Consider the following 12,444-nt stretch of genomic DNA (forward strand, 5'->3'; position numbering starts at 1 on the left):
TGGGAGGTCAATTTGATGAAAAAATTTGCTAGTATTTTATTCCGCCTGATTTTTACTGCGACAGTTTGTATTTCTGGCTTTCTGCTACTGGAATCTCCAATAACTGTTAATGTGCAAAATGTTCGTGGCATGGCACAAACTGTAATTAAAAAAAGCGTAAATAATACTGGTGATTCAAGACTAAAAGGTACTCTAAAATTGGCTAAGGATTTTGGTGTTGAAGACAAAATTTTAGAACAGTTACCCAAAAAATATCATAATGATATGTCTTATGTTAGTCTATATAATCTCAGTGTTACTTATCAGGAAAACGGAGAAGTATCTGCTAAGAATTTATCTTTCCCGGAAAATAATGAAGTACAAAAAGCTGTAAGCAATCTGCTGCTAAATAAAATTAACAATGGTTTAAATGAAAATAAGGATAAAGTTAACCAAACTATTAGTATTTTTCATTATTGCCTCTTTGCAACAATATTAGTTTTTATTCTAGCTGCTTTGTTGATGCTATTTGGTAAATATTGGGCTTCAATTATTTTATTGGTTGCAGCCATAGGATCATTTGGAGCACTACAGTTTTTAGCAAATCAATTAGTTCAATGGCTTGAAAGTAACACTGCTCCGGGCATAACGTTAACCACTTCACCAATTTTATGGGTTGGACTTGCTCTCGGTTTTATAGCTGCGCTAATTTGGCCAGTTATACTGAAATTGACTAAAAAAGAAGATTAATTAAAAATATACATAGAAGTTAAAGCATCAACCGCAAAAATTTTGGTTAATGCTTTTTTTAATATTGCAATTAATTATTTTAAGTATAATTTTTCTTAAAAATATATGCTAGAATTGATACTGACAGTGTAGATGTAAGAATAAAGGAAAAATTAATGTATTACTTTTTAGATAGCAAGTTAGATGCAAATAGTTCAGGAATAGAACACGCAGAAGTTAAAAGACTAAAGTTGTTTAAACGTAACCATGTCAAAGCGAAAATAACAACGAATGAATTTAACCGTTTTGGTCATAGTAATTTGTCTCTTTATGGGTTGGATGATGATGACTATGTTAATATGTTTGATTTTTTTGCTGGAACCGTAAATTATGCCAGTCGTATTGTTACTCTGAAAGATTTACCCATTCCAGGCTTTAACCAGGTGAAAAAAATTACCAATGGCTATGAAGTATATGAAGACAATCGTAAAACTATGACCATTAATATTTTCCCTAATGGTAGCATCGATACCATTACATATTATAATGGCGATGTTAACCGTATCAAAGAGGAATTTTATGATACACGTGGTTTTAAGAGTCTGACCCAAATTTTTGATACTGCTGATGATCATTTAGTCTACGAATTATTTTTCCGTCCAGACAATACCATTTATTATGAAATTTCGTATGAGAAACGACCTAATTACTATCCAGCAACTAACATTCAGCTGACTGATACTCATGGGGTTGTTCATTCTTTAATGAATAGTGGTCAAGCATTTACCATTATGCTCGATGAATTGAATGAGCAGGATGGGGATGAAAAATCAACGTTTATTTCTGACCGCTCCAATATTACCAACGTACCAATGATTAATATGAAAACACCAGCTAGAAAAATCGAGCATTTTCACAACATTCATTTCAGAGATTACTGGGATCCTAGTTCACCGCTTACTTATAATTCAATTTCTAATAACGAATTACTGAGTAAAACGGATTTGGTAGTCACACCTAGTAAGCATCAGGCAGATGACATGCGTAAAAGATTAAGGACGCAAGTTCCGATAGTTTCAATACCAGTTGGAATAGTTCCTGATGAGCAGCTACAGGCAGAACATGTTCCAATGAGTGAACGTATTAAAGGAAAAATAATAATCATAGCCAGATTATTTCACGAAAAGCGTATCGATGATGCGATCAAAGCTTTTAATCAGGCTTACCAAAAAAATGATTCTTTAACTATGGATATTTATGGTTATGGCGATGGTAACGATAATTTTAAAGAAGAAAAAATGTTAAAGAAACTGGTGCAGGATCTTGGATTAGAAGATGTTATTCATTTTATGGGTTATACACAAGATATGGATTCGGTGTATGACAATGCGCAACTTTCAGTTCTTTCTTCACGATATGAAGGAGCGCCGCTTTCAATAGTTGAAGCCCAATCACACGGTGTACCCGTAATCGCTTATGATATTAACTATGGTCCTGCAGATCTGATTGCTGATGGGCAAAGCGGCTTTGTTGTTCCTAGTGGTCACATTGATGAACTGGCAGCCAAAATTACAGAATTTTTTGCCAGTCCTAAATTACGCAGAAAATTGAATGAGGGAGCGTATGAAAATGCCAAACGCTCATCCAGTGAGAATGTTTGGCGCTACTGGCAGAAATATGTGATTGATACAGATAAATAAGTATTTAAAAAAATTACTCACCTTGAATTTCAAGGTGAGTTTTTCTTTATTTTAAATTTATTGCATTTCAAAAAAATGTGAGTTACTATGGTTAATTAGTTAGCTTGCTAACTAAATTTTAGGAGGAATATGAATGCAAAGAAAATTAGATGCAAAATTAATTTGTTCAATTTTCGCAGCCGGATTAATGTCTTTTTCAGGTGTGCTAATTGAAACAGCAGGAAACGTTACTTTTCCCGTTTTGATGAATGATTTTCATGTTAATATGGCTACCGTACAGTGGATGACAACTGGTTATCTGTTAGTTGCTTCTATTATTATGCCATTATCTGCATATTTAAAAAGAAATTTTAGTTCAAGAAAACTTTTTGTGACAGCCGCTACTTTATTTGTTTGTGGTTTAGTGATTGATGCAGTAGCAAATCAATTTATTTTTTTGGTACTTGGTCGTGTCATCCAAGGAGCAGGAGCAGGAATAGCTATTCCATTAATGTTTAATATTATTTTGGAACGGACGCCATTAGATAAAATTGGATTGCTTATGGGAATAGGAACAATGATTACGGCGGTTGCTCCAGCTTTAGGTCCAACATTTGGCGGATTAGTCGTCAATACTTTAGGTTGGCGTTATATCTTTATTTTTATCATTCCTGTGATGATTATTTCTCTGCTAATGGGTATAGCTTCAATTAATGATGAATCCAAAAAAATTGCACATACGCAACTCGATACAGCAGGATTTCTGAGCATTGCTTTAACATTTATCGGTTTTATTTTTGCTTTTAGCAATTTGTCTACCATATTACAAAAACCATTGATGTTTATTTTGCCTTTAGCAGTCGGCGTTATTTGCTTAATTATTTTTATCAAGCATTCTTTAAATACTGCTACTCCGTTAATTAATATTAGAGTTTTTAAAAATACTAAATTTACTCAAGGCATAACAGCTTATTTTATTTTTCAAGTCAATACCTTAGGATTGTCTTTCATTTTGCCAAATTATGTTTAAATTGTTAATCATTCTACAGCAATGACTGCAGGTCTTCTGCTTTTAACAGGTGGACTTGTTGGGGCAGTGCTCTCACCAATTAGTGGCAGATTGCTCGACAATTATGGTCCCAGAAAACCAATAATGACAGGCGCAGTTTTGGAAATAATTGGTGGGATTCTTTATTGTATATTTGCTTCTTCACTATCATCTGGCAAAATTATTCTGTTCTATGCTATTACAATGATGGGTATAGGTCTGGTAATGGGTGATACTATGACTGCTTCCATTGGTCAACTAGATGAAAAAGAAAATACAGATGGCAATGGTCTGTTCAATATGGCGCAGCAATTTGCTGGAGCTGTCGGCACGGCAATTATTTCAGCTATTATGCAATTTGTAGAACAGATGAGTGGTCAAAGTTCCACTACTGGAAAATATATTGAAGCTGCTCAGGTAGGTTTTATTTTTATTCTTATTATTGTTCTTGTTGGTGTATACTTACTTTATCAAGCTACAAAATCGGTAAAAGCAAAGGAATAGAGTAAGATTAATGAACAGATTAGGATTAGCCTTACAGCGTGTACAAAATACATTTAATCGTAATGCTGATTACTACGCCAGAAAAATTGGTTTAACTGGAACACAGATGCTAATTATTGAATATTTGGCTTCATTTGCCCAAAACAAATCCATTTATCAAAAGGATATTGAGCATGAATTTAACATTAGGAAGTCTACTGCTACTAATGTATTACGCTTAATGGAAGAAAAAGGTTTAATTACCAAAAAAGTTGATCAACATGATACACGATTAAAGGCAATAATCCTAACTGAGAAAGCTATCAAGCTGGGACCAAAAATAACTTATTATTTTGTTAATTCTGAGAATAGTTATGCTGAAATTTTAGGAGCCGATACGAAGAAAGAATTGGTAAAAAATCTACAGAAGCTGAATGAAGCTATATCTGAAAATAGTTCAAAAAAATAGTTATTGCATGAAAGCAATAACTATTTTTTAATTTGCTTTCTTATCTTTCGTAATTAGGTGCTTTTTTAGTAATTTGGACATCATGTGGATGAGATTCTCTTAAACCGGCATTAGTAATTTTTACAAATTGAGCATTTTCACGTAAATCATTGATAGTGGCTGCACCCACATAACCCATGCCTGAACGCAGACCACCAATAATTTGGAAAATAATATCAGAAACATCACCTTTATATTCCACGCGTGCTTCTACACCTTCAGGTACCAATTTATTAGCTTCATTAACACCACCTTGGAAATATCTGTCAGAGGATCCATGGGCTTGAGCCATTGCTCCGACAGATCCCATACCACGATAGGTTTTATATTTTTGACCATCGCTTTCAAACACTTCACCGGGTGCTTCGGTTGTACCTGACAACATACTTCCAAGCATGACTGCATTTCCGCCCGCAGCCAGTGCCTTAACTATATCTCCTGAGTACTTCATTCCACCATCTGCAATTATTGGTTTGTGGTATTCTCTGGCAGCAGTAGCAGCATCATAAATTGCAGTAATTTGCGGAACTCCGACACCAGCAACTACACGGGTAGTACAAATGGAGCCAGGACCAATACCTACTTTAACAATGTCAACTCCAGAATCGAAAAGAGCTCTAGCAGCATCTCCAGTTGCAATGTTTCCGGCTATTAACGTAACATGAGGAAAATGATCCCTAATTTCTTTGATTTTACGCAAAACACCAGCTGAATGACCGTGAGCAGTATCAATGACAATTGCATCAGCACCCTTTTCGATAAGTGCTTCAGCACGTTCAAATGTATCACTGGTGACTCCAATAGCAGCAGCAACAAGCAGGTGATTGTTGTCATCGACAGCTGCTTTGGTAATGTTAGATGGAACAACAACATTTTTGACGTTTGCAACTTCGCCAGCTTGGGCAGTGATGGACATATTTTTATGGATTACGCCTAAACCACCTTGCAAAGCAATTGCTATTGCCATTGCGCCTTCAGTTACGGTATCCATTCCAGCACTAATAATAGGAATATTGAGTTTCAGATTAGGCGCTAATTGAGTATGAAGATCCACTTCATTTGGCAATACATGGCTTTCCGCTGGAATCAATAACACATCGTCAAACGTTAAGCCCTCTTTAACAAATTTTGTTGTCCAATTTGACATTTAATGCACTCTCCTTTTCAAAAATATTAAAGTTAAATTGATTACACTTTACTAGTGATTTTAATCTTGGTCAAGATAAAATTATAGATCGTATTGTTAAAATTATAATATTACTACCGAAGTATTTCAATGTAAAAATCGAACAAAATCACAATATCAATAGATATTGTAAGTGATGAATAAAAATGTTATGATTTTTAATATTGATTTATAGCTATATAAAAACTTAAATGATCAAGAGGATAATTAGACTTATATTAAAATGTTCGTATTTATAATTATTTTGTTAAGGAGACAAAGATGATCCAAAAATTATCTCGTAAGTTTGTTGACGGATTGCCTAAGGCTGAACTGCATGTTCATATAGAGGGAACACTCGAAGCTGAAATGGAATTTGCCATTGCTAAGAGAAATCAGATTGATATTGGTGCTAAGACTCCAGCGGATATTGACAGGAATTATGGAGTAGGATTGCCGGAATTTTTAAAGGCGTACTATAAAGGGATGCAGGTCTTGCGGACTAAACAAGATTTCTATGATTTAACTGCAGCTTTTTTGCGCAAAGAAGCTGACAGCAATGTTAAGCACCTTGAATTATTTTTTGACCCTCAAGCGCATACTAGTAGGGGTATTCCTTTTGCTACAGTAATTGAAGGCATTCATGAAGCGATTGTTGATGCAGCATCGTTAGACATTGATGTCCAGTTAATAATGTGCTTTTTAAGAGAATATTCACAAGAATCGGCAATGCAAACTTTAAAAGAAGCTGAACCATATCATAAAAAAGGTTGGATATTAGGTGTTGGTCTTGATTCAGATGAGCATCATAATCCACCGCTGAAGTTTATGCTGGTTTTTGCTAAGGCTCGAGATCAAGGTTATTATTTAACAATGCATTGTGATCTGCACCAAGTTGATACAGTTGATCATATCAAACAAGCTTTAGAAATTATTACGGTCGATCGTTTGGATCACGGCTTAAATATAGTTGAAAATGCGGATTTGATGACATTTTTAATAGACCAAAAAATTGGTATTACAGCATGCCCCATGGCTTATTTTTATACCCGCAAAGTTATGGAACAAAAGGCCATTAATAAGCTTTTTAATAACGGTGCGCTGATTAGTTTTAATTCCGATGATCCAGCTTATAAGGGTAGTAATTATATTAATGATGTTTACTATAAATTTGCCCAAAAGAGTGATTGGAATGAAAAAGAATTGATCCGAATAGCACAAAATTCATTTAAAACCTCTTGGATCAGTCAGCAGGAAAAAGAAAGCTATCTTGCACAAATAGATGAATACATCTCAAATAAAAGGTGATATTTTCTAGATAGAAAATATATTTTGTGCCAAAAATTAAATTATATTTAAAAACTGTTAAAAATGTGGTAGAATTTATCTAATTGTTGCTGATTTAAAATCTATAAGTAATAAGGTTAAACCAATGACAGTTTCTAAATGTATGATGATAGGTGTTCAAAACTTAAAGCAATTTTGTAAAAAGGATTGTCCTTTTGAAAATTGCTTTTTTGTGCTGGCTAGATAACTAAATGAGGTCAAAAATGAACGAAAATGCGATTGAAGTTCATAATCTTTCTAAGGATTATTTTATTAGCAGCAGGGGTGAAAACTGGCGCGCAGTTGTTAAAAATATTTATAAGCCTGAAAAGACGGCAGTGCAAGCAGTAAAAGCGCTCAATTTTACTATCAAGAACGGTGAAAAAGTTGGCTTTATTGGCAAAAATGGGGCAGGTAAGACCACGACCATTAAGATGCTGACTGGAACCTTGTTTCCATCAGCTGGAACTTGCAGGGTAAATGGCTATGATCCTACAAAAAGGATAAATGATTTCAAAAAGTCAATCTCAGTCGTTATGGGAAATAGATCGCAACTTTTTCCTGATTTAACCCCTAGAGATTATTTGAAATTATTGCAGTCAATGTACGATATACCGGAAGAAATTTTTCAAAAAACGGTCAATGACCTGGCTCAGATACTAAATGTAACTTCAAAATTAGATGTACAAACCCGCAAATTATCACTGGGAGAACGAATGAAAGTAGAATTTCTGGCCGGCGTAGCAACTAGACCAAAAATACTCTTTTTAGATGAACCAACTATTGGTTTGGACGTTTTGGCAAAAAGGGATATACGCAAGTTTTTGTTAAGGCTGAACAAGGAAGAAAAATTGACTGTCTTTCTTACCTCTCATGATATGGAAGATATTGCAACTATCTGTGATCACCTGATCATTGTAAATAGCGGTCAGATAATGTGGGATGGACCAAAAACAGATTTATTAGAGAGGTTTAATCAGAATAAATATATTACTTTTATTAAATCGGAGAACTTCATCGAAAGTAAACTGGGCACCAAGATTATTGATCAGGATGATTTGTCCGTGACAATTAAAGTTCCTGTAGAAAAGGTAGATGACCAGATCGCTCAGTTGGCACGGGATAATCAAGGCTCTGACTATCAAATAAATGACCTGAAGCTTGAAGATATTATCTTAGAGCTATTTGCTGAGGAGAAAGAAAAATGATAAAAACCTATTTTTCAGTAAGCAAGATCTCATTGAAGTCTATATTAGCCAATAAGAGCAGCGTCATAATTTTGCTTTTGCAGGCACTGGTACCAAGTTTAGTGATGTTTTATTTATGGTCATTAATATTGAATCATGGTCAAACTATTGGTGGTTTTAGCAAAAATCAAATGGTAATTTATTATATTGGGGTTAATTTTATTAATTCTTTTGTATGGTATGCAGTTGACTGGGAATTGAATGATGATATCCATTCAGGAGAATTGTCTAATATCATCCATAGACCAATTACAATTGAAAAATATTATTTTGCTAAAATGCTGGGCGATAGACTGGCAAATTTAATTTTGCTTGCTCCGATTTTAATCATTGGATTTGTCTATATAGTTGCGCGTAATTTAATTCATATTTCTTTACTCGTGCTACTTGAATTTGCATTTAGTTTAATTATGGCAGCCATATTATGGTTTCTTTTTTCTTATATTATTGGTAGTGTAGCGTACTGGTTTGACAATCTTTTCTTTGTTTTACTGGTAAAAGAAGTTGTAGTCAATCTGCTGGCAGGTTTTTACTTTCCTTTAGAAATTTTGCCGCCTTTTTTGGTAAAAATAATTAAACTACTGCCATTTCAATATTTCAGCTCTTTTCCAATTGATACGCTTGTTAAAGCATTACCATTAAATATATGGCTTAAAAACACAATCATTGAAATTGTATGGATGATAGTTTTTTATTTAATAGTAAAAATAGTTAATAAAGAAGGGCTTCAGAGATACTCTGATGTAATGGGTTGATTATGAAAAGTAAACTTAAAGTAGTCAAATCGTTAATTAAAATTGCCTTATTGCAAACTATTAGTTTCAGGTTAGACACATTGTTTGGGATAATCTCTTCTATATTGTGGTTAGGCATTCCTATAGCTTTTTTTAAGGTAATTTATCTAAATGTTGATACTATCGGTGGTTGGACTTACAAAGAATGTCTGTTGTTGGTTGGCGTTTATACTATGCTTGACGGCTTCTTAATGGCTTTTTTGGTCAAATCAATGCCTAAAATGGAAAAAGACATTAGAGAAGGAACCTTAGATTCAATTTTATTAAAACCAATTAACGCTAAGGTATATTACTTTTTTAGTGCAATTGAATTTACACAATTAATTAATTCGGTGCTGGGACTATTTGTAATTATTTATGCATGTCAAGGTATAAGTGTTAATATAGGCCAGGTGTTGTTCTTTTTGCTTTCTTGCGTTTTTGGCTGCATTTTATACTATTCTCTTTGGTATTTATGGACAATTTCGGCATTTTGGTTTCCAACAAATTTTGGCAGAAATGATTTGTTTTTAAGTATGATACAAATGAGTCGCTACCCTGCAAGTATTTATCGGGGACTGGGTAATATTATTTTTAATTTCATCCTGCCTTTTGGATTAATTGCTTGTCCTGCTACAATTATTTTAATAAGGCCACGGCAATGGCAAATAATGTTATTGCAACTTTTGATAGCCTTAGTATTTTTATTTTTAGACCATTGGGTATGGAATTTAGGCTTGAAGAAATATAATGGAGCAGGTAGATAAAAAGAATTATGAATTTGAATTAAATACTTGCATAGCTATAGAGGCTTTTCTAAAATAATCCTGTTAGTTTTATTTAGAATATAGGAAATGGGATAGACTTTGAAAGACGAACTTCTTACAATTAGTTTAGATGATACAGTAGTAAAAGCAGCTAAAGCTAACCTGGAAAATTATGGACTTTCTGTGGCAAAGTATCTGCAGTTAATGCTGTTTTTGGCCGCTGATAATAAGGCCGAACTTAAGCAAATAATGGTGGACAAAAATGATCTGACTCAATGGTTAAAGCGATTAGATGCAGATTAATAAGGTAAAACTTACTGAAAAAATCAGTAAGTTTTTTTTGAGCATTTAGGTTTACATTTGTAGATGCATAACTTATACTAAACTTAGTTTACAAATGTAGACATTAATAATAAGCTTCAACTGGGAGGAATTATCATGAATAAAATTATTATCTTAGCTTTGGGTCTTGCACTAATAGCTTTTATTGCATGGTGGTTCTTTGGTAGCCATCAAGTAGAAGAGGAGAAAGCCACTATGAAGTCAAACAAACAGAGTGTTGATATTGAAGTTAAAGGTGGTTATTCACCAGAAAGAGTCGTTCTTAAAAGGGGTGTACCCGCTACTTTAAATTTTAAGAGAACAGACTCCTCCAATTGTTTAGATCATGTTGTATTTTCAGATTTTGGCATAAATCAGAAATTACCTGAAGGCAAAGTAGAAAGGGTTAAAATTGATACTTCAAAACCAGGTGAATATCAATGGGAATGCAGTATGAACATGTTTCATGGTAAGGTAATTGTCAAATAGCTAAGGAAAAACAATGAAAATTACAACACGTTTTTGGACGTCGCTAATATTATCACTGCCAATGCTTCTGGAAATGATTATTCATCCTTTTACTGGATGGATGTTGCCAGGTGGCGAATGGACCATGCTTATTTTTACAACAATAATTATGTTGATTTCAGCAGGTCCATTTATTACTAGTGCCTGGTCTGCCTTTAAGAAGCACCATTCAAATATGGATACCCTCGTTGCTTTAGGAACATCGATAACTTATATTTACAGTATTTATGCGATGTTTACTAAAAGACCTGTTTTCTTCGAAAGTGCTGCTTTTGTTATTACTTTCGTCTTATTAGGGCAGGTTTTAGAAGAAAAAATGCGGGCAACTGCTTCTGACGCTATGGGGAAATTGCTTAATTTAGGTGCAAAAAATGCCTTAGTAAAGCGCGATGATCAATTTGTCAGTATTCCTATCACTGAAGTTGTGAAGGGCGACTACATACAAGTAATGCCTGGGCAAAAAGTACCAGTTGATGGCAAAATTGTTTCTGGCAATTCAAGCATTGATGAATCTATGGTAACTGGCGAAAGTATGCCAGTTAAAAAAGTGGCAGGCGATCAGGTAATAGGAGCTACAATCAATCAAACGGGATCATTTGTGATGCAAGCCCAAAAAGTTGGTAATGAAACGATGCTGGCGCAAATTATTGAGATTGTTAAAAAGGCACAGAACAGTCATGCACCGATTCAAAAATTAACTGATAAGGTTGCAAATATTTTTGTTCCCACAGTTTTGATTATTGCAATTGTAACATTTTTAGTTTGGTATATTTTCCTTGGTAAAAGCATAGCAACTGCATTAGTTTTTGCCGTTGCGGTTATGGTTATTGCCTGTCCTTGTGCTTTAGGGCTGGCAACACCCACTGCATTAATGGTTGGAACTGGTCGTGGTGCCAAAATGGGAATCCTAATTAAAAATGGAGAAATTTTAGAGGCTGCAAACAGCATTGATACTATAGTTTTTGATAAAACGGGAACGATTACCAAAGGTCAACCACAAGTAACAGATATTGTGGGAGATAAAGAAAAAGTTCTACAATATGCTGCCAGTTTAGAGAAATTATCTGAACATCCTCTCGCTCCAGCTATATTAGCTGCAGCTAAAAAGGCAAAGTTGCAGTTAAAAACGGTAGAAAATTTTACCGTAATTGAGGGATGGGGTGTCACTGGTAAAATTTCTGATGCAAATGTTGCAGTCGGCAGCCCCAAAAAGCAAAAAGAAATTAAAATTGCTCCAGATTTAGAAGAGCAAATAGTGGCATTGCAAAATGAGGCAAAAACAGTAGTGTCTGTTGTTCAAGATAATCAAGTGCTGGGTCTAATTGCAATTCAGGATGCTCCTAAAGTGAATGCCAAAAATGCAATAAACGACTTACATCGTTTAGGCTTGAAAACTGTCATGTTAACTGGAGATAATCAACAAGTAGCCCACGCTATTGCAGAACAGGTGGATATCGATCAGGTAATTGCTGAGGTTTTGCCGGTTGATAAAGCAGCAGTTATTAAAAAATTGCAAGAGAAGCACCATGTCGCCTTTGTTGGTGATGGGATCAACGATGCGCCAGCTCTAACCCAAGCAAATGTTGGAATTGCCATGGGTTCGGGTACGGATGTTGCCATCGATGCAGGCGGTATCGTGCTTATCAAAAATGACTTGGAAGATGTTGTTCGCGCTTTGAAACTTAGTCGCAAGACTTTTAATAGGATAAAGCTAAATCTGTTTTGGGCTTTCATTTATAATGTACTGGGTATTCCAGTTGCCGCTGGCGTTTTTGCGGGTGTGGGTCTCACACTTAGTCCGGAAATAGCAGGATTAGCAATGGCCTTTAGTTCATTATCGGTTGTAATCAGTTCAGTTTTATTAGGAAAAACAAAAATATAGATATAAAAA

Annotated in this window: 13 protein-coding genes; 12 read left to right on the plus strand and 1 reads right to left on the minus strand. The window is 34.6% G+C overall.

Annotated elements, in window-relative coordinates:
* The first annotated feature begins 15 nt into the window (after positions 1-15).
* The 5 genes from DKL58_RS03515 to DKL58_RS03530 all read left to right on the plus strand — a co-directional run bounded on the left by DKL58_RS03515 (position 16) and on the right by DKL58_RS03530 (position 4,387).
* On the plus strand, positions 16-729 hold the full coding sequence (locus DKL58_RS03515; RefSeq protein WP_045927843.1) for a hypothetical protein: 714 nt from the start codon (positions 16-18) through the stop codon (positions 727-729).
* 155 nt (positions 730-884) lie between these two features.
* Positions 885-2,408: a glycosyltransferase gene (locus DKL58_RS03520; RefSeq protein ID WP_109586115.1), complete on the plus strand. Its 1,524-nt coding sequence runs from the start codon at positions 885-887 to the stop codon at positions 2,406-2,408.
* A gap of 133 nt (positions 2,409-2,541) precedes the next feature.
* A complete protein-coding gene (locus DKL58_RS09600; protein WP_239386426.1) occupies positions 2,542-3,417 on the plus strand; it encodes an MFS transporter in 876 nt (291 codons plus the stop codon).
* A 21-nt stretch (positions 3,418-3,438) separates the two neighbouring features.
* Positions 3,439-3,939, plus strand: coding sequence for an MFS transporter (locus tag DKL58_RS09605; RefSeq protein WP_239386428.1), 501 nt, complete (start codon positions 3,439-3,441; stop codon positions 3,937-3,939).
* A gap of 10 nt (positions 3,940-3,949) precedes the next feature.
* On the plus strand, positions 3,950-4,387 hold the full coding sequence (locus DKL58_RS03530; protein ID WP_109586116.1) for a MarR family winged helix-turn-helix transcriptional regulator: 438 nt from the start codon (positions 3,950-3,952) through the stop codon (positions 4,385-4,387).
* Between the two features lie 40 nt (positions 4,388-4,427).
* Here DKL58_RS03530 and guaB read toward each other — a convergent pair whose 3' ends face one another.
* Complete coding sequence (gene guaB, locus DKL58_RS03535) at positions 4,428-5,573, minus strand: IMP dehydrogenase (RefSeq protein WP_109586117.1); 1,146 nt, start codon at positions 5,571-5,573, stop codon at positions 4,428-4,430.
* A 300-nt stretch (positions 5,574-5,873) separates the two neighbouring features.
* Here guaB and add point away from each other — a divergent pair, with 300 nt between their 5' ends.
* The 7 genes from add (at position 5,874) to DKL58_RS03570 (ending at position 12,435) form a co-directional block, all read left to right on the plus strand.
* Positions 5,874-6,899 (plus strand): adenosine deaminase, encoded by a 1,026-nt coding sequence (gene add, locus DKL58_RS03540; RefSeq protein ID WP_109586118.1) that lies wholly within the window; start codon positions 5,874-5,876, stop codon positions 6,897-6,899.
* Between the two features lie 242 nt (positions 6,900-7,141).
* Positions 7,142-8,125: an ABC transporter ATP-binding protein gene (locus tag DKL58_RS03545; RefSeq protein ID WP_162542324.1), complete on the plus strand. Its 984-nt coding sequence runs from the start codon at positions 7,142-7,144 to the stop codon at positions 8,123-8,125.
* A complete protein-coding gene (locus DKL58_RS03550; protein ID WP_235191477.1) occupies positions 8,122-8,919 on the plus strand; it encodes an ABC transporter permease in 798 nt (265 codons plus the stop codon). Before DKL58_RS03545 ends, DKL58_RS03550 begins: the two co-directional genes overlap by 4 nt.
* Positions 8,920-8,921: 2 nt before the next feature.
* Complete coding sequence (locus DKL58_RS03555) at positions 8,922-9,704, plus strand: ABC transporter permease (RefSeq protein WP_109586120.1); 783 nt, start codon at positions 8,922-8,924, stop codon at positions 9,702-9,704.
* A 99-nt stretch (positions 9,705-9,803) separates the two neighbouring features.
* Positions 9,804-10,007: a hypothetical protein gene (locus DKL58_RS03560; RefSeq protein WP_109586121.1), complete on the plus strand. Its 204-nt coding sequence runs from the start codon at positions 9,804-9,806 to the stop codon at positions 10,005-10,007.
* 135 nt (positions 10,008-10,142) lie between these two features.
* Positions 10,143-10,514, plus strand: a complete 372-nt coding sequence (locus tag DKL58_RS03565) for a cupredoxin domain-containing protein (RefSeq protein WP_109586122.1) — start codon at positions 10,143-10,145, stop codon at positions 10,512-10,514.
* 13 nt (positions 10,515-10,527) lie between these two features.
* Positions 10,528-12,435 (plus strand): copper-translocating P-type ATPase, encoded by a 1,908-nt coding sequence (locus DKL58_RS03570; protein WP_109586123.1) that lies wholly within the window; start codon positions 10,528-10,530, stop codon positions 12,433-12,435.
* Positions 12,436-12,444 lie beyond the last annotated feature (9 nt).

The organism is Lactobacillus kullabergensis (genome assembly GCF_003151025.1).
Lineage (GTDB): Bacteria > Bacillota > Bacilli > Lactobacillales > Lactobacillaceae > Lactobacillus > Lactobacillus kullabergensis.